Annotated in this window: 21 protein-coding genes and 2 pseudogenes; 10 read left to right on the top strand and 13 right to left on the bottom strand. The window is 64.2% G+C overall.

Features of this window, described 5'->3' with window-relative positions; all coding sequences use genetic code 11:
• Window positions 1–13: 13 nt before the first annotated feature.
• Window positions 14–184, top strand: a pseudogene (locus IU450_RS38450) (MerR family DNA-binding transcriptional regulator); the annotation flags it as partial.
• 124 nt (window positions 185–308) lie between these two features.
• Window positions 309–581 carry a ketosteroid isomerase family protein gene (locus IU450_RS38445; protein ID WP_195154635.1) on the top strand — a complete coding sequence of 91 codons (273 nt, stop codon included), beginning with the start codon at window positions 309–311 and terminating at the stop codon, window positions 579–581.
• Window positions 582–694: 113 nt separating this feature from the next.
• Here IU450_RS38445 and IU450_RS38440 read toward each other — a convergent pair whose 3' ends face one another.
• The 5 genes from IU450_RS38440 to IU450_RS38425 form a co-directional block, all read right to left on the bottom strand.
• Entirely contained in the window at window positions 695–925 is a 231-nt protein-coding gene (locus IU450_RS38440) for a hypothetical protein (protein WP_195154633.1), read from the bottom strand.
• Window positions 926–1,428: 503 nt separating this feature from the next.
• A complete protein-coding gene (locus IU450_RS38435; RefSeq protein ID WP_195154632.1) occupies window positions 1,429–2,391 on the bottom strand; it encodes a ferritin-like domain-containing protein in 963 nt (320 codons plus the stop codon).
• A gap of 442 nt (window positions 2,392–2,833) precedes the next feature.
• Entirely contained in the window at window positions 2,834–3,100 is a 267-nt protein-coding gene (locus IU450_RS41540; RefSeq protein WP_416382946.1) for a GNAT family N-acetyltransferase, read from the bottom strand.
• Window positions 3,101–3,472: 372 nt separating this feature from the next.
• Window positions 3,473–4,672, bottom strand: a complete 1,200-nt coding sequence (locus IU450_RS38430) for a DUF2254 family protein (protein WP_228835724.1) — start codon at window positions 4,670–4,672, stop codon at window positions 3,473–3,475.
• A 129-nt stretch (window positions 4,673–4,801) separates the two neighbouring features.
• A complete protein-coding gene (locus tag IU450_RS38425) occupies window positions 4,802–5,461 on the bottom strand; it encodes a hypothetical protein (RefSeq protein ID WP_195154630.1) in 660 nt (219 codons plus the stop codon).
• A 438-nt stretch (window positions 5,462–5,899) separates the two neighbouring features.
• Here IU450_RS38425 and gntH point away from each other — a divergent pair, with 438 nt between their 5' ends.
• The gene (gene gntH, locus IU450_RS38420) at window positions 5,900–7,210 is read left to right on the top strand and encodes a guanitoxin biosynthesis MBL fold metallo-hydrolase GntH (RefSeq protein WP_324197977.1); all 1,311 of its coding nucleotides are present in this window, start codon (window positions 5,900–5,902) and stop codon (window positions 7,208–7,210) included.
• A gap of 58 nt (window positions 7,211–7,268) precedes the next feature.
• Window positions 7,269–8,315: a CobW family GTP-binding protein gene (locus IU450_RS38415; RefSeq protein WP_195154629.1), complete on the top strand. Its 1,047-nt coding sequence runs from the start codon at window positions 7,269–7,271 to the stop codon at window positions 8,313–8,315.
• A 115-nt stretch (window positions 8,316–8,430) separates the two neighbouring features.
• Here IU450_RS38415 and IU450_RS38410 read toward each other — a convergent pair whose 3' ends face one another.
• Complete coding sequence (locus IU450_RS38410) at window positions 8,431–10,674, bottom strand: arylsulfatase (RefSeq protein ID WP_416382947.1); 2,244 nt, start codon at window positions 10,672–10,674, stop codon at window positions 8,431–8,433.
• 599 nt (window positions 10,675–11,273) lie between these two features.
• On the opposite strand from IU450_RS38410, the gene IU450_RS38405 reads away from it, so the two are divergent.
• Entirely contained in the window at window positions 11,274–12,212 is a 939-nt protein-coding gene (locus tag IU450_RS38405) for a formylglycine-generating enzyme family protein (protein ID WP_195154627.1), read from the top strand.
• Between the two features lie 60 nt (window positions 12,213–12,272).
• The gene (locus tag IU450_RS38400) at window positions 12,273–12,521 is read left to right on the top strand and encodes a hypothetical protein (protein ID WP_195154626.1); all 249 of its coding nucleotides are present in this window, start codon (window positions 12,273–12,275) and stop codon (window positions 12,519–12,521) included.
• Between the two features lie 77 nt (window positions 12,522–12,598).
• Here the strand turns inward: IU450_RS38400 and IU450_RS38395 are convergent, their stop codons facing one another.
• From IU450_RS38395 to IU450_RS38385, 3 genes are all read right to left on the bottom strand, one after another.
• Entirely contained in the window at window positions 12,599–13,690 is a 1,092-nt protein-coding gene (locus IU450_RS38395) for a DUF6973 domain-containing protein (protein WP_195154625.1), read from the bottom strand.
• Between the two features lie 56 nt (window positions 13,691–13,746).
• Complete coding sequence (locus tag IU450_RS38390; RefSeq protein ID WP_195154624.1) at window positions 13,747–14,145, bottom strand: hypothetical protein; 399 nt, start codon at window positions 14,143–14,145, stop codon at window positions 13,747–13,749.
• Between the two features lie 341 nt (window positions 14,146–14,486).
• Window positions 14,487–15,458 carry a helix-turn-helix domain-containing protein gene (locus IU450_RS38385; RefSeq protein WP_195154623.1) on the bottom strand — a complete coding sequence of 324 codons (972 nt, stop codon included), beginning with the start codon at window positions 15,456–15,458 and terminating at the stop codon, window positions 14,487–14,489.
• A 505-nt stretch (window positions 15,459–15,963) separates the two neighbouring features.
• Between IU450_RS38385 and IU450_RS38380 the strand changes: the two genes are divergently transcribed.
• A complete protein-coding gene (locus IU450_RS38380; RefSeq protein WP_195154622.1) occupies window positions 15,964–16,275 on the top strand; it encodes a hypothetical protein in 312 nt (103 codons plus the stop codon).
• Window positions 16,276–16,905: 630 nt separating this feature from the next.
• On the opposite strand, the pseudogene IU450_RS38375 reads toward IU450_RS38380, so the two are convergent.
• A pseudogene (locus tag IU450_RS38375) lies at window positions 16,906–17,004 on the bottom strand (transposase); the annotation flags it as partial.
• 586 nt (window positions 17,005–17,590) lie between these two features.
• Here IU450_RS38375 and IU450_RS38370 point away from each other — a divergent pair.
• Window positions 17,591–18,130 carry a toll/interleukin-1 receptor domain-containing protein gene (locus tag IU450_RS38370; RefSeq protein WP_195154621.1) on the top strand — a complete coding sequence of 180 codons (540 nt, stop codon included), beginning with the start codon at window positions 17,591–17,593 and terminating at the stop codon, window positions 18,128–18,130.
• A 16-nt stretch (window positions 18,131–18,146) separates the two neighbouring features.
• On the opposite strand, the gene fxsT is transcribed toward IU450_RS38370, so the two are convergent.
• From fxsT to IU450_RS40815, 3 genes are all read right to left on the bottom strand, one after another.
• The gene (gene fxsT / locus IU450_RS38365) at window positions 18,147–21,512 is read right to left on the bottom strand and encodes an FxSxx-COOH system tetratricopeptide repeat protein (protein ID WP_195154620.1); all 3,366 of its coding nucleotides are present in this window, start codon (window positions 21,510–21,512) and stop codon (window positions 18,147–18,149) included.
• Between the two features lie 4 nt (window positions 21,513–21,516).
• Window positions 21,517–21,963 (bottom strand): hypothetical protein, encoded by a 447-nt coding sequence (locus tag IU450_RS38360; protein ID WP_195154619.1) that lies wholly within the window; start codon window positions 21,961–21,963, stop codon window positions 21,517–21,519.
• A 174-nt stretch (window positions 21,964–22,137) separates the two neighbouring features.
• The gene (locus IU450_RS40815) at window positions 22,138–22,272 is read right to left on the bottom strand and encodes a hypothetical protein (protein ID WP_267470694.1); all 135 of its coding nucleotides are present in this window, start codon (window positions 22,270–22,272) and stop codon (window positions 22,138–22,140) included.
• Window positions 22,273–22,798: 526 nt separating this feature from the next.
• Between IU450_RS40815 and IU450_RS38355 the strand changes: the two genes are divergently transcribed.
• Window positions 22,799–23,032 carry a hypothetical protein gene (locus IU450_RS38355; protein ID WP_228835729.1) on the top strand — a complete coding sequence of 78 codons (234 nt, stop codon included), beginning with the start codon at window positions 22,799–22,801 and terminating at the stop codon, window positions 23,030–23,032.
• Window positions 22,992–23,083 (top strand): helix-turn-helix domain-containing protein (locus IU450_RS40470; protein ID WP_228835725.1); only part of this gene is annotated, 92 nt, incomplete at its 3' end. The genes IU450_RS38355 and IU450_RS40470, both read left to right, overlap by 41 nt.

The following is a 23,083-nucleotide window of genomic DNA, read 5'->3' as shown; positions in this document are numbered from 1 at the left end:
GAGACGGAAGCGGATGGACGAGCCGGGAATCGAGCAGGTGTGGAAGGTCGGTGAGCTCGCGACCGAGGCCGGATTGACGGTTCGGACGTTGCATCACTACGACCGGATCGGGTTGGTGCGCCCGGCCGGGCGCACCAATACCGGTCACCGGCTCTACACCGAAGCCGATGTCCAGCGCCTGTATCAGGTTTTGGCATTGCGTCAGCTGGGTCTGGGATTGGGCCAGATCGCGAACGTGCTCGCGGGCACCGTGACAGTGGCTTTTCACCACCCTCTACTTCGCGCAGCTCACGGCCCGACAGAGCGCACTGGAGCTTTGGTATGCGCAGGATGCGCAACTCAGACTCGGGAACACTGTGTATGTCGGCACGACGGCTATCTTCGAGCAGCTCGTCCGACTCCCGCAGGCTGGGTACAACGTCAACGCGATCGATGTCCAGTCAGGCACCGATGCCTCTACGCTTCTACGGGTGACTGGCAATCTTTTGCTGGACGGTGCTCCAGATGCCCGTCCGTTCGAGACGTCTTTCACGCTGAACAGCTCCTCGATGATCGCCGACCAAACCTTCCAAGGCCTGTAGATCGCGATTGAACGATCCCGCCACAAGCGTGTGTTCTCAGGTCGCGTGCTTCTCGGAGCGGAACCCCTGTGCGGTTACCGCAGGAACGCGTGGCCGACACCAGGGCTTTCGCGTCAACGCTGATATGCCTTCACTGCGGCGACGGCGAGGCTGCGGGTTTCGGCGCAGCCGGGCCCACTGATCTTCACCGCCTCGATGCGGTCCTCGGGTGTACCGTCCCAGCCTCGGGTCGGGAACGGCTGACCGGCCCCGACGTAGGCGCGGATGCTGCAATGGCCGCCGGGGCCGCTTTCCTCGACCGAGTCCACGCCGGCCAGCAACAGTTTGCGCGCCTGCGGAGGCACGTACGTCGCCGGCAGGGTATTTGGCAGGCGCGGCTGGTGGCGCTGCCGCCGGCAGGGGGAATTCGTGTGCTTGGTTCGGCGGCAGCGCGCGTATCCGAGACGGGGCACCGGCCACCGGAGGTGGCCGAACATTGCACCCACTCGGGTATTCGCAACCGGCGCAGCGCCTGTTACCCGCGACACGCCGAAAGACATGTGTGAACCGAGGTTTCAGGCACACGTGAGGCGGGGCATCTACCATCTGCGCGGTCTCGGGTACCTGCTCCTCGCCCGGGACTCGCATGAGGACGGCCACCGCCCAGCAGCGATGCGCGGCAAGCAACGCCCTTGGCACGACCTCCGACGCACATCCGTGATCCACACGACACCACGGTGATGGCAGGCCCGCTCAATCCACAGCGAACCCTCCGGGGCGGGCCTTCATGCGGCATCCACGTGCTGGGTCGGTGCGGCATCCGGCCACCGCAGGGCGGTGTGTTGAACTTCGCCGCCGCCGGGACCGCTCAGGTGAGGCCGGCGACTTCTTGGGCGATCGCGGCGAGCCGGGTTTGGGCGGCGGAGACCACGCCGTGGCGGTTCTTGTGGGCTTCCTCGTAGGCGACGATCGCGCGGATGTCGGCGGGGTCGGTGAGTTCTTTGACCTCGGCGACGGCTTGGGAGACGTTCAGCTCGTCGTAGTCAGCGACCGGCAGTTCGTCGGGTTCCAGGACACCGGTGCTGGTGCGGATCGAACGCAGGGCGTCGGCGGCGGTGTCCGCGCCTTCGCGGCGGGTGACCTGCTCGGCGGTCTCCAAGGCGGCGTCGCGGGACGCGGAGAGGGTTTTGACCGCGACATCCCCGGCGCGTGCTCCTTGGGCGAGCAGCCCGCCCAGGGCGGGTGGCGTGGAGCGGACGGTGTCCAGTGCCCGGTCCAGGCCACGAGTCGACCAGGAGACCGGGAGGTTGAACAGCTTTACGGCGGTCCCGGCCGCCGCCTGCAAAGGGGTGCGGCGCAGCGCGGCCGGCCCACCGAGAGCGTCCTCGGCCAGGACGGTGGTCAGCCAGTCCACCGTTGCCGAATGCGCGGTGATCAACCGATCCGCCAACGCCACCACCTCGCGTAACTGGGCGGCGGTGGCCAGGGCTTTGATGTAGCGGGCGCGATCGAGCAGCTGGTGTTCCAGCGCGAGGTCACCCAGCAGGGCCTCGTCGAACGGCTGGGCCTGTTCGGCCATCGCCTTGACCGCCGCGGCGGCGCGTCCGAGGAAGGGGCCGACGACTTCTGGGACACTGCCCAAATCGCGGATGGCGGTCTCGATGGCTTCGGCGCGGGCGCGGGCGTTGTCGGCGTTCTCCGACAGCTCCCGGCGCACCGCTTCGGTCCGCGCTTGGGCGATGCGGGTTTCGGCGACCTGGATCTCGGTGTTGGTCAAAGCCAGCACGGCGCGCAGCTGCGCCAGCAACGTGGTGGTGTCGGGTGTGCTCATGCGAATCTCGTCCCTTCGGCGTGTGACAGCATCGGGTCGGCGCAACGATGCACCACTCCCCGACTACCCACACTTACCGGTCGGTAACACCTCTGCGGTACGGCGGGCGGGCAAGCCGGCAGCAGGCGTGCCGCGCGTCGAGTGGAATCGGTCCTGACGGGGTTGCCTTAGCAGTCCGATCGATCTGTATCCAGGGATCGATGAACCGTTGAACGATCGGCAGGGGGTGTTCGTGATGCCTTATGGGGGTAGCCGGTGAATGCCCAGTTATTGGGTGTTAGGAGGTGAGACGGTGATGATGTCACCGATGTGGATGCAGTTCGTGGACATGGCGCGCAACGCGTGGAACATGATTTTCCCGAACATGCCCATGATGTGATCCCGCAACAGCGACTGGGCGGACAACACCGTGCTTCATCCGGGAATGCTGTCCAGTCGTCGACTACTGGTGGTCACGACATCCGTAGTAGTGCCGTAGTGCGGAGTTGTTGCCGGCGGTGGCCAATCGCACGTACTGCCGGCCGCATTCGGCTGCTCGGTCGGCAACCCAATCGATGAGGTGGTAGCCGCGGCCGACACTGCTTGCGTTGCGGGCGACCGCGAGTCTGGAGATGTAGTACGCCGGTGTGGCGCCTGTGCCCCAGAGTTCGGAGTCGTCGTCCTCAGCACGGCCCGCGTGACCACTCGAGCGTTCAAGGGCGGACCTCACCTACATGCCAACGCCGACAACAGTTCCCGCTGAACACGTTGATGGGGTGGCACCGCATAGCGGTGCCACCCCATCAACTACTTCGAAACACTCCCTAGGTCCGGCGGTCGGCTGCGTGAGGGTTGCGTGTTTCCGACTCGATCCCGTCCGCAACTGCCACGACCTGAACGACCGCCCCGACGCACGGACCCGTTTACCAGCACAGTAACGCGCTGTTCGGCGACCACGTTTTCGACCGGGAGCTGATCAACGACACTGGACCGACCCTGCTGCGCACCAGCATCTCGATCCTGAATGACCGGGTGTCCCATTGACCCAGCTGCGCCAGCGCTGAGGGTGGTGATGGCAGGTCGTGGAGTTGAGTGGGTGCCCTTACGCCCCTTTTCGCTGCAAGCGGGGAAAGCGTGTGGTGAGTTCGTCGGTCGCCCAGGCCAGTCGATCGGTGAGCAGGTCGTGACGGTCGGGCTGGGCGCGGTTGCGCACGTGCTCGAGCAGCACTTTGGTGCGGAGGAGGACCGTGGGGAAGTCGATTGCGGCGGCGATGACGCTGTCGAGGCCGGTCCGGAGGAAATCTACCCACCCGGGGTAGTGGATCACGACGCGTAGTGTCCCGCTGCGGTCGGCGACGCGTAGGGGTTCGGTCTGGGGCGAGGCGGCCCGGCCGAGAAGGTCTTCCAGGTAGTCGAGGGCTTCGACGGCCGATGCTGGGTCATTCTTGTCGAGTGCTCGCAGCGCGATGTCGGACAGCAGCTGGAAGGCGAACAACGGGTCCTGCTCGAAGGTACGAGCGTGACCGATCACCAGTGCGTTCAGGACGGCGGAGGCGGGTAGTCCGGCGCCGTGGATGTCGGCGACGGGTGTGCCGTTCTGCAGGGTGGTTCCTGGAGTCGCGCGCAGGACGATGACGGTGTTCGAGGCCTCGGCGGTGGCGAGCAGTTGGTCCACGTGAACCTTTTGTAGGACGCTCACCGGCCTGGGCCAGGTGATCGTTGAGTGCAAGGGGGGCATGGTTGTGGAGGCAGGGCCGGCTGCCTGGGGGTAGGAGAGGTCGAGGACTTCGCGTCCCCGTGCCGCGATGGAGCTGAGATTGTGTGCGAGCTGGATGTTGGTGAAGGCATGCAGTAGCAGTTGCCGCACCAGCGCGACCACTATCACCAGCAGCAGGATGGCGATAGTCGGCACGACCACCGAGACCTCGGTGCGGCCGCGGATTCCGTTGTCGACGGCGACGGTGATGCAGAAGACGGCTACACCGACGGTGAAGCCGAAGGTGCGCTGCACGAGTGGGGAGTCGCCGAACAGTGCCAGGCGCGGTGTGAAGGTGTCGGCGATCCACTGCACCACTCCGAGCATCAGCGAGAAGATGAGCGTGACGACGCCCAGCACGGCGGGTCCCAAGGTGACCAGCATGCCGGTCACGAGGCCGGCGTCGATGTGGGGTCCGCGCGTTACCCAGGGGGTGGCGAGGCCCAGCAACAGGCCGGTGAGCACGAACAGCAGCTGAATGTACCCGGTGCCTCGACCGCCTATTTTTGTGCGACTGTGGGAGGTATGGCGGGTGGGGGGCGTCATCATGGCACCGCCGACATCGGTTTGGCGGCCGCTGCCTGGGCTGTGGGCGCATCCCGTCCGGCTACCGCGAGAGCGTGCATCGGATTTCCTTTCGGGCGGGTCTCGATCGCGATGCGCCCGCACTGATACTCAGCTCGGGTGGTGTGATTCGAGTCGATTGGTGAGGAGGATGTACACGCTGGTCATCAGGACCCACGCCGGGAAGACCAGTGCCACCGCCCAGACGCGGCTGATGGCCAGTAGCAGTGCCAGGGCGAGCACGTAGGTGAAAATGACCAGCCATCGCGGCATCAGTCCGGTGCGCAGCCAGATCGTCCCCAAGACCATCATGAAAACTCCGGCCATGCGTGCCCCGTAGACGTTGTCGAGTTGCACCATCACTTCACGTCCGAAGAAGAAGATCGCGTCGTCGGAAGCCGACGGCTGCCGGGAGACGGCAAGCACACCACCCGCGACTGCCATCGAAACGAATGTCGTGGCCAAGAACAGCAGGCCACTGCCGAGGAAGACCGTGGAGAAGAAGCGGTCTTCGAGCTCTCCGAAGTGGTCACGCATGACGCCGATGAACCACAGGAACGCGATGCCCGCGAACGGCGCCAATATCAGTGCGGCGGCAAATCTCGACTCGTCACGCACCCAGGGAGTGTCCGTGGATGCTGTGTCGGATAGTGCGGAATGCAGCAGGACGACCCCGGAGGCGAAGAGCACCGCGAACACGATCCCGGCGACTGCCGCGGAACGCGGCGTCTTCAGTCGGCGGAAGCGCACCTCGCCACGGGTGTCAGCCATAAATCAATCATGGCCGAAGCCGAGGTATATGAGTACCCCACACGACTCTCGCACTCCACAACACGACCACTTCGCCAGCGGTGCTCGCCAGGGGCGGACTGCGAGCCGGCATCGCCGCACTAGGAGTGGAATCAATGCTCGACACGGTAAGGGTCGAGCTTCTTCGCAAGAATGTGGACCGTTTCCCACACGGTGCCGCGGTGGCCGGTATTTACTGAGTGGAGTGTGGGCGCACACTCCGATGAGGTGGTGTCCGGGAATGGGCGCCAATCGGCGATTGCCCCACCATGTTGCGCCGACGTCGCCGCATCCCGAGCGCTGGCCCGGGGAGGACTGTGTCCATCTCCTGTCGAGTCCGAGCCGATCACCGCGCCCGCTGCGGCGGTTTCACTCGAGGTGCCCGTCCGCTCGAACTCAGCTCCGACAAGGGAGACTGCAGTGGAATCAACTGACGAACCAATATCCGGCGACAGCCCGGCGATGGCCGAAAACCCCTATGGGGGAGAACCGGGAAGCGGGATCAGCCTGCCGCCCTATTTCCGGCCGACTCCGAGCGTGGTCAACGCGAGCAACTACTTCCCGGTCGGCGAGACGCTCGGCCCGGACGAAATGCGGATCTCCTTCGTGGGAAGCTGCCCCTTCCCTCCGCGCCGCGACCAGGCCGGCACCAGCATCATGGTCGAACTGGGCAACGGGGACCGATTCTTCTTCGATCTGGGCTCGGGCTGCCTGCGCAATATTGTCGCTATGCAGGTGCCGATCATGGCGGTGAACGACATCTTCATCTCGCATTTGCATATCGATCATTTTGCGGACTTGCCCTACCTCTATTGCTTCGCTCCCTGGCTGCTGCGCTGGAAGCCGTTGCGTGTGCACGGCCCGTCGGGACGAACGCCGAAAGACGGCACGAAGTCCATGGTCGAAGGCATGAAACAGATGACCTATTGGCACACCAAATCTTTCAAAACGTCGGCGGTGGGCGACGGGTACGAAGTCGAGGTCAACGAGTTCGACTGGCAGGACGTGAACGGCGTCTGCTACGACAGGAATGGCGTCCGAGTTCGGCATTGGCCGCGCTCACACGTCATGGACGGGGCGAGCGCCTATCGCCTCGACTGGAACGGTCTGTCCTTCGTGTGGACGGGCGACGGCCGGCCGGACGAACTGACGCTGAGATATTCCGAGGATGTCGATGTATTCGTCACCGAGGTGCAGGCCGACCTGGGGAGTCTCTCGGAATCGCGTATGGGGATCCCTCAGCTCATCGGCAACACGACGATCGACAGCGCCCACACCGTCCCGTACGCCGTCGGATACCTGCTCAATCAGCTCAAACCGCGGCTGGGGATGGCTACCCATCTCGAGTACGACAGGGGGACGGCACCGGAAATCATCGCGGGCATCCGAACGCACTACGACGGATGGTTCGAATTCGGCCTGGATGTGACCGTCGTGAACGTCACGAAGGACGCGATCTGGGTTCGGGACGCCGTGCTGCCCGACGCGGCCAATCCTGCCCGACCTGATCCGGCACAGCTGCTGAGCCCGGAAGATCTCCTCGCGCTCGAATCCCCCACCCCAGCGGGGCCGCCCGAGATCGCCTTCCCGAACCCCGAGTACAACCGTGATGAGATCCAGGAGCAGGCCACCCGCGATACGGAGATCGACCCGAGGCTCTACTACCCACCGGATGTGTACCGGGTGCAGAGGCCCAACTTTCCCAAGGACTTCACCATGAAGCTCGGCTGAGGATCATGCCACGAGCTCGCAGACAGGTTTCTGGAGATGAACTTCGCCCGAGGAACCGATGCAATCGTTGAACTGTGACGCAATCGACCACGACCTGGGCACCGGGCCGGTGCCCATTCCCGTGACGGTCTTGACCGGGTTCCTCGGCGCGGGGAAGACGACCCTGCTCAATCGGATCCTGAACGGGGACCACGGACTGCGAGTGGCGGTGCTGGTCAACGACTTCGGGTCCGTCAATATCGACGCCGAGCTGATCGTCGGGGTCGCCCCCGATGTCATCAGTCTGGCCAACGGCTGCATCTGCTGCACGATCCGCGAGGATCTCATCGAGACAACGATGGCGACCATCGACCGCCCTGAGCGGCCGGAGTACATCCTCCTCGAAGCCAGCGGGGTGGCCGATCCGTCCGGCATCATGATGACCTTCGGTGCGGACTGCTTCCGGGACCGCATCCGGTTGGACAGCATCATGTGTGTCGTGGACGCCGAGCAGTTGTTGGCGGTCCCCGAATTGATGGAATTCAAGATCCGTCAGATGGCCTTCGCCGACATGAACATCTTGAACAAGGTGGATCTGGTGGATCGGGCCCAGACCGACCGGATCAGGGCCTGGCTGGACAGCCGCTTTCATCGATACCGGCTCGTCGAAGCCAGCCACGGCGATGTGCCACTGGACATCCTGCTCTCGGTCGGACGTTTCGACCCGACGCAAGCAGATCTCAACGTGCGCGCCCTCGCGGACGGCGGTTGCACCGGCCAATGCTGTCATCACGACCACCACGCACACGACCAGTCGACGACATTCAGCGTCTGGAGCTACGAGAGCGAGTTACCGTTCTCGCTGGAGGCGCTGCGCGAAGTGGTTCAAAAACTGCCGCCTGATATCTATCGGGCCAAGGGCTTGATCTATACGTCGGAGGCGCCAGAGCGGCGTGCGGTGCTCCAGGTGGTCGGCAAGCGCGTGGACATCTCGCTACAGGATCGGTGGGGCGAGCGGACGCCACGCACACGGATCGTCGTCATCGGCGCCGCTGGTTGCCTCGACGCTGTGGCGCTGCGCTCCCAGATCGAGATGGCGCAGACACCACACCAGGGCCGCACCTGACCCGTCACGTTCAACCACCCTGGTGCCCCGATGAGCGGACGGCGGCGACAGTGCGGGCGTGGGAGTGGAAACCTCAACGCGCCCAGAACGCTTCCACGGATCGCGCGCCGGCTGGTTATGAGAGGTAGCGGACGTTGACGTTGTCGATGTGGCCGTTGAACGGGAAGGGCGCCTTGTCGAAGTAGTCGAGGGATACCGACCCGCCGAGGCAGGTCCCGATGTCGAGGCAGTCGTTGCCGGTGAAGAGCAGCGGGGCGCTGACTGGCACCTGCCCGCTTCCATAGGGGGCATCCTTGATACTCATGGTGATGTCGAGCGGGCCTGATGGCTTGGCCTCCCCCGCGTAGACCGTTTTGACCTCAATGGTGGTGGGACCGGTCGGGAGTCGGTGTTCGGAGCGAATCTTGGTGCGCTGGATGATGAACAGATTGTACTCGTAGCACAGGAAGCCGTCGTCGACGTAGCAGGTCAGGCCGCCGCCGGCACCTCCGAGTGCATAGAGGACACCGTTCGCGCCGTCAGGGATGTCCGCCTCGATCGTCACCAGATTCGCCCGATTGCCCAAACTCGGGGCGCAGGGCTCGGGCATCCGGATCACGTCGCCGGTGAAGTTCCATTCCCGATACGGGGTCGAAATCCGCAACTCGGGATGAAGCACCGTAATCCACAGGCCGCCGCCGACCGGGTAGACGCTGTTCTTGGCCGCTTCGATCGAGAAAGTGTCCTTGAGCTGGGCGAGTTTATCGGGCATCTGGTCGGCGAGGTCATGCGCCTGCGACCAGTCCTCATCGAGGTGGTAGAGCTCCCACTGGTCTTGATCGGGGGTCCATTCCTTGATGCCGGGCGGCGAACCGGGAACCCAGGGCGCCCGCGGTCCGAAGGCCGACGCCATCCAGCCGTCGTGATAGATAGCGCGGCTGCCCATGATCTCGAAGTACTGAGTCCGGAGGCGGCCTTTCGCGTCGGGGTCATCGAACGAATAGGCCATGCTGACACCGTCGATGGGGATTTGCGGAATCCCATGGACCACCAGCGGCGGCGTGATACCGACGACCTCGTAGATGGTGGGCACGATGTCGTTGCAATGGTGGAACTGCGTCCGCGGCGTCGGATCCGGCTTGATCTTCGCGGGCCAGCGCACGACCATCGGGTTGCGGGTGCCGCCCAGGTGTGAGGCGAGTAGTTTCATCCCCTTGTACGGCGTGCTCCCCGCCCACGCCCAGGCGGCGTGGTACTGATTTTCGACCTTCGGTGTGCCGAGTACGTCCAAGCCGCCCATCTCCTCGAGCGCTCGGATGTGCATGTCGATCGTGGTCGGTATGCCGTTCTGCGCGAGCATCTCGCTGATGGTGCCGTTCTGTCCCTCACCCGAGGAGCCGTTGTCACCCCATATGTAGAACACCAACGTGTTGTCGCCGTATCCCAAGCGCTCGACCTCATCGATCAGCCGACCCACTTGGACGTCGACATGCTCGGCGAAACCGGCGGCCACCTCCATCAGCCGTCGGTGGAACGGTTTCTGCTCATCGGGGATGTCGTCCCAGGCCGCCAATCGCGGATCACGCGGTGTCAGCTCGGCGTCGGCCGGAATCCAGCCCAGGTCCTTGGCCCGCTGATAGGTCCGCTCCCGGTAGGCGTCCCAGCCGTCGTCGAACTTGCCGGCGTACTTGTCGGCCCACGGCTTCATGATGTGATGCGGAGCGTGCAGACATCCACTCGCCCAATACATGAAGAACGGTTTGTCCGGCTCGAAGGCTTTGTGCTTGTGCAGCCAGCCGATGGCGTCATCGGCGAGGTCTTCACTGAGGTGGTAGCCCTCCTCGGGCGTCTTGGGCGGCAGCACCATAGTCGTGTTCCGGACCAGGTTCGGCTCGTAGTGCGAGGCTTCACCGGCGAGGAAACCGTAGAAGTACTCGAAGCCGATACTGGTCGGCCAGTTGTCGAACGGTCCGGCGGCGGTGGTTTCGATGGCGGGGGTGTTGTGCCACTTGCCCCACGCGGCGGTGGAGTAGCCGTACTGCTTGAGGACCTCGGCCCCGAGTGCGCTGCTCTTGGGGATCTGCCCGGCGTAGCCGTCCCAATCGTTGGCGAGTTCCGCGACTTGGCCGTTGCCGATGCGGTGATGATTACGGCCGGTCATCAAGGATGCGCGGGTAGGCGAACACATCGCGGTCGTGTGGAAACGGTTGTACCCGATACCTTCCTCATAAACTTTCGTCAGCGTGTCGGTTCGTACCTCCCCGCCGAAGGTTGTCGGCAAACCTGGGCCGGCGTCGTCGACCAAGATGATCAAAATGTTCGGTGCATCCTCGGGCAAGCGGCGCGGCTTTTCACGTTGCGCATAAACCGAATCCTGCATCGTTCTTCCCGCGGTGCTCGCAGACGGAGTCGGCGGAAATGGCAATACCTCTTGCGGATTCACAATGATTCTCCTCGCTCGAACGATGCACCGACTCGCCATGACTTGGCGATCTTCGGAAGTTCTGCATGAAGTCATCGAGTCCCTGAGAGACAGTTCCGAAGAATCACGCATGCAGCACCTCATCGCCGCTGCGGACAGCTGGCATCCTGCTCAACGTCGCTTCCACGGCGGCGCTGCGGATGGTGATGTCGATATCACGCGTCCTCTCCATTCAACTCCACCGCGCCCTGATCGGACACCCCCTTCGGAGGGCGAGCAGGCGGTCGGCCGCCGATATCCACAGCGAGACGGAGGGGAGCTCGGGTCCTCACGCGCGGTTTCCCGCCGCAAGGACTATCCGGCCATGACGGGCAGCTATCTCGCCCGACAGCGCGGCGAAGAGGTGAATTCCTCCTCTCACCCCGGTACGGCGACGACTTGAACGCCGACCGGCCCGGGAGTGCGACAGGACGGTGACATGAGCGCGATCGGCCGCCGGGACAAGCTCGATCTACCAGTCCCTGTCTCCTGGCTGTATCTCGTGCAACGCTGACTGTATGGCTCATGCGGCTCCGAAGAACATGGCATGGATCCCGGGGGGCACCTTCTGGATGGGTTCGGAGGACTTCTACCCGGAGGAACGCCCCGTCCACCAAGTCTCGGTCGACGGATTCTGGATGGACTCCCACCAGGTCACCGTCGCCGAGTTCCGGCGATTCGTGAAGGACACCGGCCACGTCACCACCGCCGAGACCGCCCCCGACCCCGCCCGATACCCGGGTGCCGATCCGGCGCTGCTCGTGCCCGGCTCGCTCGTGTTCACCCCGACAGCACAGCCCGTCCCGCTCGACGACTACACACGCTGGTGGTCGTTCACACCAGGAGCGGACTGGCGCCACCCGGAAGGACCAGGCAGCAACGTCGGCGGACGCGAACGCCATCCCGTCACGCACGTCTCGTGGTTCGACACCCGCGCCTACGCGGAGTGGGCGGGCAAGGAACTACCCACCGAAGCGGAGTGGGAGTTCGCCGCGCGCGGCGGCCTGGACCGGAAACCGTTCGTCTGGGGCGACGAGCACGAACCGGGCGGCAGGCCTGGCGGAAACGTCTGGCAGGGGCAGTTCCCGTGGGAGAACCTGCTCGAGGACGGGTACGCCCGGACGTCGCCGGTCGGCCATTTCCGGCCCAACGGTTACAACCTCAGCGACATGGCCGGCAACGTGTGGGAATGGACCACCGACTTCTTCACAGCCGACCACTCCGACAGCGGGAAGAACGCAACGCCCACCAGCTCCTGCTGCATTCCCACCAATCCGAGGGTCGACACCGCGCACGTCGAGAACCCGGACGAGCCCTACCCCCGCCGGGTCATCAAGGGTGGCTCGCACCTCTGCGCACCGAACTACTGCCTCCGCTACCGCCCTGCCGCCCGGCAGGGCGAGACCGAGGAGACCTCGACCTGCCACATCGGATTCCGGTGCATCACCCGGTCGTGAAGCCGCAGGTCTTACCGGAACCCGCCACCGTCGCATGCTTCACGAACCCGCCACCGTCGAATGACCGACAAGCTGTTTCTCACCGAACAGGCGCCGCACCGGCGCCTGGCGGTGCGCACCGTCTACGACGCCATCCGCGCCGTCGGCGCCGACGCCGGCCTGGACATCTCGCCAGGCACGCTGCACGCCACCGCCGAACAACGGATGCTGCGTGATGGACTCCCGCCCGCGGTCGTCGCCGCCCGGCTCGGGCAGCAGGCACCCGACCGTGATCGGGTCCGGGCGCTGCTCGGCGGCGCGCCCGCGTAGCCGTCTGGCGCTCACCGGCGGTGAGCAGCTGGACCTGTTCGGCGACATCGCCATGTAGGTGCTCGAGCCGATCGCCTTTACGATCCGCCCGAGACCACCGCCGAGCCGCTGTCGGAGCCCGTCCCCGAACCCGCGTCCACTTCCGGCTCCGGTGCTGGCTTGGTCGGGTGAGCAGTCATGCCCTGCGGTACCCGGTCGCTGTAGTCGAGGCCGCCCCCTCGCGGCATGACGACCATGTCCCCGCGCCGAACCGCGTCCTCGACGAGTCCGGCGAGTTGTTCCGGACTTGCGCCGGGGTTGGCGACGGCGATCTTGCGACCGACCTCGTTGTTGTGCAGGTCCATCGCTTCGCGTTCCGGCCGGTTTCCCGGAACGCGCTCGTGTGCGGTGGCGTAGCGGGCGGCCCAGTCGGCACCGTATTCCTGCACCATCCTGGCGTTCCAATAGGCGTGCCGGAATGCGTCGTTGTGATCGTCATTCTTGCCTGCCGTGCTGGGAAACCGCTCGTCGGCCGCGCTGAATGCCTCGCTGCGAAGTCGGTAGAAGTCGTACAGTCCGCTCACACCCAGCTCATGCAACAACCCCATCTCCTGCAACATCTCGACCTCCGACGCGGGGAGATCCTTACCAAAGAAGCTGGTCATGCGGTCCGGGTCGACCTGGTATCGCTCCAGGATCTCTGCGGGGGTCAGTTGTTTTCCAACATTCTGGTCGGCCCCGGTCAACGAAGTCGCGCCACGATCGGAAATCTTGCCGCTCGCGGCGGCGTTCAGGACCTTGGCCAGCTCGCGGTCGATTTCGTCTGCCCGCCGGACAATCTCCCGCACCGATTGCCGCAGTTTGTCCCGGACCAGGAAGCGCAGCGGTTCGGACTGGCGATCGGGTGCCTTGTCGATGATCGCGCCGTTGGCCGCAACGTCGAACTGCCAACTGGCGGCGTAAGCCTCGAGATTCAACACCTGCTGCCGCAGCTCCGCCACATCGTCGGATGCGGCAAACAGCGCCCGCTGCACCGCGCTGGCCTCAGCCACCAGGTGTTCGGCACGGTCGTTGAGCCTACGCAGACTTTTCTTGGCCTCGAGAGCGCCACCGCCGTGCCAGCGCCAGGTCAGCGCCGCCGACGCGAGTTCGTCCGACAGCCCGATCAGACTGTCCTTGCGCGCACGCACGGTGACGCCGACGTGCTCTATGGCATCCACGTTCCAGCGCCGGACGTCACCGAAAGTCACCACAGGGTAGCCAATCCCAGGATGCTGTTCCCGATGTCTTGCTGGGCCACGCGCTCATTGCGCGTGTACAGATCAGCCGCTGCCGAAACCGTGCTTCCAAAAGCTTCGATGTCGGTGGCCCATCGGTTCAGCCTCCGCTCCCACGCTTCCGCCAACCTCGCCACCGCAACAGTTGACTCCGACCCTGGCAGAGCGGAGTTCACCGAGCCGACTGCGGCACCGAGCTCGATCTTGCCTGCCTCTGTGCTTGCCGAATCCGCCGCTGCCGCCGAACGACGCAGACTGCGAATCTCGACCTCGAGCGTCATATCGAATGTCATTCCTCGGCTCCTCCCTGCCGCCAAGCGAGAAATCTGTTCGACCGCGCCGGTGATGCGCCGGTCGATCAGTTGCACGGCGGCAGTGCACAATCACCGCTCACCTCCTGAACCGGCCGCCCGCTCATGTACGGTTCTGGCTCATCGAACGCCGTCCTCCGAGTTGACCCGGCGACGTGGCGGGGGCCGCGACACCTGACCGGCACTGGCCACGCGGCCGGATCGGCGCCGGCCGCATCATCGCGCCCCTAGGCGTCCAGACCGACCATCTCAGGCTCCCCGGCATACCGGAATGGGTTCGCGCCGTTGCGAACCCCCGGTTCCGATCACGTCTGAACGGGATCGGAAACGATTGGCATCGAGTTCAGTATGCCGGGGACGGAAGTATCGGTCCTTGTCTATTCGCGCAGCGGACTTGTCTATTCGCGCAGCAGGGCGTGATGGCGGTAGTCGCTGGGCGACGCGCCGAAGGCCCGGCGGAAGACGCGGCTGAAGTGGGCCGGGTCGGTGAACCCCCACCGGGCGGCGATCGAGTGAATGGGTCGGCCGCGCAGGTGCGGATCGGCCAGATCGCGGCGGCACCGTCCCAAACGGTGTCGGCGAATCCAGGCCGCCGGGGTGGTCTCGTCCGCGGCGAACAGCTGTTGCAGCGTGCGCAAGGAGATGTGGTGGGCCGCCGCGATCGTCGCCGGTGTCAAAGCGGGGTCACCGAGTCTCTGCTCGATGAAGCCGTTTATCTGCAATCGCAGCGCACGCCGACGCGACTCGGGAGCTGGCATCCCCTCCGTATCCATGGGCGCGGCGAGCACCGCCGACAGCAGGTCCACGGTGACGGAGGTGAGTGTGGACACGTCGGCAGGAGTGAACTCCTCCGCCCGGGTGACCAGATCGGTCAACCAACGGGCGAAGACGGCGCCCATGCCGTGGCGTGCGCCGAAGGTGGTGGCAGTGAGCCGGTTGATCCCGCTAGCGGGCAGCGGCAGCAGCGCCCGGGAGATCTGCAGGGTGATCGTCCGATCGCCGATATCACAGGAACGCCAACCCTCGAATGGGTGGGAGGTGTCGAACAGCGCGAACTCACCGGTACCGATGATCGCCTCCCTTCCCGCCTGAAGGATCGCGGCCGCACCGTCGAGCACCAGGTTGACCTGGCATGCCTCCGGATCGGACTGCCGGATCAGCTTCGGCGTCCGCCATACGTGCACCGACGGATACGTCATCGCGGAGACCTGCATGCCTTCCCAGGTCAACGTCCGTGCCGAGGCAGGAAAGCCGTCGTCGGTGGTGCAGCGCATCCGAGTGGGAACAAGCTCCCGATCCATCAGGTCCAGCCAGCACTCCAGCTGGTCCTCGCTCGACAGACTCTCCGTGCTGAACTCCGTCGCAAGCATCGCTACCTATTCCCCTGATACGCCCAACCTTTGAGTATGCGTAGGGTGGGCCCGGCCAGGCACCCGGTCACCACGATGCGGTAGTCCGCGGCCACCCACTCTTGGTAGTGACGCGGCAGATCGATGTCATCCAGCACACCCCCTGGAATCGCTTCGCGCAGTGCGCAGTTCAATCCCCGGATCATCGCACCGGCCCCCCGACACCAGACCGGGTCGCGTGCACGCCGATGTCGGTCACTGGAGCGTTTTGCCTGGTCGATAGATGTTTGAGTTCGACCACCGAAATTCATACTATTCGCGGCATGGATTACTCCCAACCGGACCCGGGATAAACGCAGGTCCACGCTGCACCGCCCTTCCCTTGAAGGAAGCTCACCACCTGGCGATCGAATCGCCGGGCGCGCCTCCGCCGCCCGGCCTCACGCGGCGGCAACTCGCGTAGGCGAAAGTGCCGCTGGCCTCGGGCCGGGCTCCCCACTCACGTGAGGAGGCCCGCCATGTCGCGGTGTCCATTCCCGAACTGCCCACTCTCCTCGCCGGGTCGGCGGTTGCACCCCTGCTCTCTACGGTGCGCGGCCATGAGAAAAACAGCAATTCTCACAGCCACCTCACCGGCACAGGAGAAGGTGGCATGAACCTCCCGACACCGGTGATCGCCCTGGTCGTCTGCGCGATCGTCACCTTCGCAATCATCTGCGGTTTGGGTGCGGTCATCCTGCAACTGAAGTCGCGCGTTCAGAGGAGGTGGTGGATATCGATCTTGCCCTTGATCGAGTGGCCACCCTGGACTTGGTCGGCCCTTCAAGGTTTCCGGTAGAACCCGCCGAAGCGCCTGACGTCGAGTTCGGGCCTCGGTTGAACCGCGCCGCGAACGGGTGGCGGACACTTCCGGCGAGCAAGCGGGACGCCGACCGTCACCCGGTGCTCCACGCGCGGGCGGTGCGGCATCAGGACGCCAGCCTCGGTTGGTCACGAAAATGCTTTTCACTCTGCGGATTTAGAACCTGCGCCACGGCGTCGGTCGGTTTTCGGATCGTTGGAGACGGTGAGGAGATTTATGAACGCGTTTCGGGGAGTTGTCTTCGCGATATCTCTGATAAGCACGGTGTTCTTCGGCGGCGTAGCCAGCAATTACATCGAAAGCGATTCTGTGAGCGCCGATCGAGGCGCGCTGGTGGGCGGGCTGCTGTGCGTCGCCAGCACGGTACTCGCGGCCGGGGCACTCGCTGGCGTGACCAACTCGCCACCACCCGCGAGATTCATACCGTACGGAGCCCTACCGGGCAGCCAGCCCTACCCGTACCCTCAGCCCGGCACACCCGGCTATGGAATCCAGCAGTCCCAACAGCCAGGGTCGCAAACGAGGCAATAGCCCGTCGCGCGATGTCGCGTTCCGTGCAGAGAAGCTCACGAGCGAGCTCGACCGTGCCCGGCCAATCCGATTCCGTGGGAAGTGCCCGCGGCGACGCACTGCTTGCCGGAAGCGGGCGTTGAGCGATTCGATCATGTCGGTCGTGTAGACGACCCGCCGGATCTCCGGCGGGAACTGCAGATCTCCTTCCAAGTGGATGCAGTGACAGTCACCGGATTCCCGACGGCCGCTACTTCATCGAACTACGCGCACACAGCGCGGACCAACCGCCTGTGTCCGCACTCACAGCGGTACGGCGTCGCCAGAAATCGCGGCGCCCGGCCACGGTGTCGGGCACATCCCCGTGGCTCAATTCCTAGCCCGATCGGCAATTCACCGAGTACGTCGCCGCCATCTCACGCAGCTTTTGCGCAGAATCGAGATCGCTGCACTCGTTGACCATGTGCAAAACGTGTGCCGGGTGCTCGGTGATCTCACTGACCAGAGGTGCGAGGAGCTCGTCTTTGCTCGCCACGCGTCTTCCCACGCGACATCGGTCACCGGTCGTATCTCGGCACCGTCTGTAAAAGCGGGACTCGACCGTGACGGCGGCGAACTACTGTAACCGCGACATGGCCGAACTGCAGCGGCTGGCCGCCGCGGGCAGCCGCGACGCCGCTGACCTGCTCGCGGAACTGTCAGGAGACTGGTGATCCGCTCACGGAAGTCGCCCGCCCAGTAGGAGGCGCGCGGAGAGCAAGCTGGCACTGGTGGATCAGTCGTGTGGCACACCGGCCCGCAGCTGTGCCGGCGGGTCGATATCGAGCGCCGGCGGGCCGCAGTTCGATCCATTCGCCCGATGCCTACCGGCCGTGTGACAATGGCCTGCGACCGCGACTTCTCCCGCACTCGATGGAAGTTCACCTTGGCACACGTATTCATCAGTCATCGCACAGTCGATCTGTCCGAGGCGATTCGGCTCGCGGACGAGCTGAAAGCACACGGACATGATGTGTGGCTCGATGACGATCAGATCGCAATCGGCGATTCCATCATCGAGAAGATCAATGAGGGTTTGGCGGGGGAAGGCAATCTCATATTGTGCCTGTCCTCATCGGGAGTCGGTCCCGAAGAGGCACCGTGGACGGCCAGGGAGTGGATGTCGACGCTCGCACGCCAATTGCAGGGATATGATGTGCGGATATTGCCTGTGCGGCTCACCGGGAGCGAATTGCCGGCGATCATCAATGACTTCAAATGCGCGGATCTGCTGCTGGACTGGCAACAGGGCATGCGGGACCTGATCAAAGCACTGCGATAGCCGCTCGTACCGGGCGTCAGCCTGCGGTCGAATCGGTGGTTGCCCGAATCTCCGCGAGATTGCGTCGGACGGCGATCGTCAGCGGATGGTCCGCCCCCAGAGTTCTCTGCGCGTCGGTGAGGGTCGATTCGAACAGTCCGATCGCCTTCTCTGCCATGCCCGCCGCTCGATAGACGTCGGCGAGATTGTTGCGTGCAGTCAGTGTGTTCGGATGATCGGAGCCGAGTACGCGATCGAGGTCCGCGGTAGCGGATTCGAGCATCAGGATGGCGTCCTCCAATCGCCCGCTCGATTGATAGGTATAGGCGAGGTTGTTGCGCGTCATGAGCACATCGGGGTGATCGGAACCCAGCACCCGCACGCGATCGATGAGAATATCCGCATGCAGTGCGATCGCCTCGTCGTACCGGCCAGCCGATTCGTACGCCGCGGCGAGGTTGTTCCGTGAGGACAGAGTATCGGGATGGTGCTCGCCGAGAATCCGCTCACGATCGACGACCACCCGCTCGAACAACGCAACCGCCTCATCGAAGCGTCCCGCCGATTTGTAGGCCACCGCGAGGTTGTTCCGTGAGGACAGAGTATCGGGATGGTGCTCGCCGAGAATCCGCTCACGATCGACGACCACCCGCTCGAACAACGCAACCGCCTCATCGAAGCGTCCCGCCGACTCGTAGGCCACCGCAAGGTTGTTCCGCGAGGACAGAGTATCGGGATCGTGCTCACCGAGCACTTGTTCGCTGTCTCGCAGCACGGCATCGAACAGGGGGACTGCCCGATCGAGTTGTCCCACCGATTGATAAGCGCGCGCGAGGTCGGTGCAGGTGTCGAGCGTGTACCGGTGATGGTGTCCGAGAATTCTCTGGGACTGGTTGAGAATGTCGACGGCCAAGTTTATGGACCGACCGGTATCGGCGATAGCGATGAGATATCCGACTGCCCAACGTCTCAAATCGAGTAGACGCGTCTGCTGATCGACCTCGAGGTTGTCGACCATACCGGTAGCACGGATGGCGTCTATATGCTCGATCAGTTCGTTGCCCTCCTCGCGCCGCTGCCACGCCTGTGAGTACTCGAACAGCCGTGAACGGACCACCGACAACGCTGAGGCCACCAGTTCGACTGTCGTGCCGTTATCTCGAGCCCGTTCGCGTAGAACCCTGGCGACCAGACGGTGCATCACCACCCGGTCTCCGGTCGCCGACCAAACCAACAGCGACTGTTCCACACACCGCTGCAGTGCCTCGTCGACGCGACCGTCGAAATCGGGGAGGAACCGGCGGTGCACGCCCGAGGGAGTCAACATCGCGATCACATTCATCAACGGCGAGATGATTCTGTCCAGACGAGGATCGCCCGTGGGGCGTTCGACCGTCTCGACAGACAACAGAATCGCATGCTCGACCGAATGCGGATACGAGTGACCTCGGCGGCGCGACAGGACCATCGGCAACGAACGCGCTTGGAGTAGCCGCAGGTACCGGTCGTAGTCGAGATGGCGGCCGGTTATCGTGGCCGCAGCCGCCGACAGTGCCAAGGGTAGATCGCCCAGGGCGTGGGCGATTCGGTCGGCGCCCTCCTGATCGCGAAATCCGATCGCCGCTTGAAGGTACTTCAGGGATTGCTCACGATCGAAGACATTCAAGTCCACGGTGGCGCCGAACTGCCCGAAATCGCGGATTGTCGTGGTAATGACCACCTGAGTGCCGCCACCGGCAGGCAGCATCGACTCAATGTAGTCCGGATCGGAGGCGTTGTCGAAGACGAGTAAGCCACGTTCCGGTCGCGTGGTCAGGTAGTCTCGCAGACGATTGGCTGATGACACTGAATCCCCTGCAGGGTCGGCGATTCCGAGTCGGTCGGCGATCTCGGCGAGTCCGGCATTGACCGCATCGGTTGTTTCGGCGTTGACCCAACCGATCCAGCCATCACCGGTCGCAACCCGCTCACGCACCACATCGGCCACCAGTTGGGTCTTCCCCGCACCGCGCATTCCCGAGATGACCACGATTGGAGCATCGACGCCGCGATCCAACCACTCATCTATCGTCTGCTTCATCTCACGCGCTACGAAATTCACCGGCTGCGATGGAATCCGACCGACAACGAATCCATCACGTAATACGTCGAAACCAGTCGGCCCTACCACCTGGACATTCGCCCCTCCAGCCAGGACTCCGTTAACGGTCGAGACCACCGCGCGTACATCACGCGGACGCGGCCAGATAGTGACCTTGACGTGGCTATTCTCCTGTCGCACCACCGGTAGGGGCGCTCCGAGCGATCGGGAGTCGTCCACGGCGGCCGGTATCCCTCCGCCGTCACCCTCGAAATAGCTGATGCACGACAGCGCGTGCGCCAAGGCGCGGTTGCGGGGCTCCGACTCGCCCGCCAACGCGGACAGCTCGGTGTCCCGGTCGCCGAGTTCGACACCGACCCAACGACCGGGACTCGATATCTCGATACGGTCCGAGAACAAGCGCAGGTGTATGTGACTCGCGGTCCTCGAATAGTCGCGGTGCACCACGGCGTTGACCAGCATCTCCCGAAGGCAGTGCATCGGATACTCGTACTCGGTCGCGGCACGGACGGATTCCGAACCGACGACCTCACGTCGAGTGATCCGCGATCGAACGAATTCGAACGCGGCGTCGATCTGCCCCATCGCCGCGCCGAGCACACGCTCGTTCACCGTGCGCGACGACTTCTCGGTGCCGTCATAGTGCGCGCATTGAATGATGGCGCCCGGAACGTGGATCTGCGGATTGACGCCGAAAAGCAATGCCGTGCTGCGGGTCAAGGTCCCTCGGTCCGTCACGAGCAGTAGACGACCTAGCAGCTCTGAGAGGGTGCTGTAGTCACGTATGTGGCGCAACTCGTCACGAAGGTTGTCAAGATAGGCGTTCAATGTTCGGTGGTCGACATCGAGACCGCGTACAGCGACATCCATATAGTCCGCGGTCGGTTCGTCGGGGTCCGAGCCGTTCTGTTGCCGCTCCGGAAACCGTCGCTCGATAGCCGACATCAGGTCGACGACGGCGCGGTCGGGATCCTTGTACCAATCGGCGGGCCGCTCATCGAAGGTCAGAGCGCCGAGATAGACATCGGCTTCCATCTTGAGCGCGAACAGTCGCGCCTCACCACCGCCGTTGGCGGCGTTTACGAGTCGGTACACCCATTCCGATCCCGCTGCCGCGCGGGTGGCGCACAAGATTACAGGCATACCGCGCGTCAGCGCCTGGTGCGCGTGGGCGAGTATGGACTGCCCGACCTCGACCGAATCCCGAAACTCCACTGAATGCCCAAGCGCCGTTACCTTTTCGACGACCGACTGCGCGAGAGAGTCGTCCCCGGCGGCCGATACGAGATAGAGTGCGACCACGGCACTACTCGGACGTCCCGGCGCGAATATTGTGGATCTGGATGTCGCCGCTGAACCGGCCGTCCGAAAACCGCACCCCGGTGCTGGTGGGTTCGATGTCGGCGATCGGCAGACCAGCGGCGACGACTTGCTCCAAATCCACCCCGACGGCGGCCCCTAGTTTATCGGAGCTCTGTCGTGCAGTTTCGATCAGAAGTAATGCCGCGCTGCGCAATTCGTGGTCGTCGCCCGCACCGTGATCTGCGAGCTCCTCCGCAAGCACCGCTCGTCTGGATTCCGACTCTGGTCGATGCTCGACGATCTCCAGGTCCACACCCCGATAGCGCCTTGTCACCAGCCTTTTCAGCGCCAGGTACGCATCGGCCAACGCCACGTTGCCCGTGTCCGCCCTATCAGCCGCGGCGCCGATGGCGAGAGCGGCGGCGACTGTCAAGGTTACGGGATCACTCATGGTCTCAGCCTCCGAAGCCGTGGTACCTTTCGAAGCCATCAGGACGGCCGGATGACATTCTGGTTCGAGCCGACGACCCGGACTTCGGCGGACGGTTTCCGAGATTCGATGTCGGGTCCGTGCTGTATTGAGCGGGCCGAGTAAGACATTACTACCCGACCTGCTCATCGGAAATCACTCGTAGGGTACCCAGGTGGTTCGGTCTGCGGAGTCGCGGTGGACGCAGCCGAAGGGGACGTCGGCGCATCGGATGCCGAAGGCCAGGTAGCCGACTTGGGTGAGTTCGTCGACCCAAGCGGCTGGGGGCATCGGGATCGTCGCCGACCCGGACCCTGTCCGGATGCACTCGGGAGGACGAGCCGGGGGGATCTTGAGCGGATCTGCGGGTGGCGGCTCGACCGGACCAGCTTGACTACCGGACGATCCTCGGCGGTCCGCTGTTCTTGCCTCGCCGATCCGAGGTATTTCGGAATAGTCTCGAGCGTGGTCTGCGCCGAGCGAAGAAACTTATGTGCGCGCTCCACCAGTGGGGCCACGCGGTCTACGTTCGCCAAGTAGTCCATCGTGACGGCTCGACCGCCCTTGGCGGTGACGAATCCGGTTCAGGTCAGACGTGGTCGACGCTATCGGGCGAAGAACGACACCTCAGTGCTTCATCGCGCCCTTGAACGTAGGCGGGGGAGGGTCGATCCACTGGAGCTGGTGGTCCAGCTGAATCGGGTGCTACAGCATTGCCTTTCGACAGATGAATCGGCTCGGACTAGTGCCGCGTCCGGGAAGGTTGATGCTGTAACCCGCGGCCCGGGGTGGCGGGTTGATCATCGGTGGGTGACCGGTGATGCTGCCGGTGGAGGTGATGCCGGTGGCTCGCAAGCCGGATGTGTTCGTCAGAGCAGTGACCCCGGAAGAGGGCCGCAAGCTGGCTCAGATCGCGCGACGTAGTAAGCAGCCGATCCGGATGCGGCGGGCGGTGGTGGTGGTGATGGCGTCGGCGCAGCATCAATCAGTTCGGGTTGATCGCGAAGCTGATGCAGGTGTCGGAATCGTATGTGCGGCAGGTGATCCATGATTTCAACGCGCATGGTTTCGAGGCATTGGACCCAAAATGGACACCGTTGGC

The sequence above is a fragment of the Nocardia abscessus genome (assembly GCF_015477775.1).
Classification (GTDB): domain Bacteria; phylum Actinomycetota; class Actinomycetes; order Mycobacteriales; family Mycobacteriaceae; genus Nocardia; species Nocardia abscessus_A.
The sequence above is the reverse complement of the archived record's forward strand: the minus strand, read 5'-3'. Positions and strand labels throughout refer to the sequence as shown.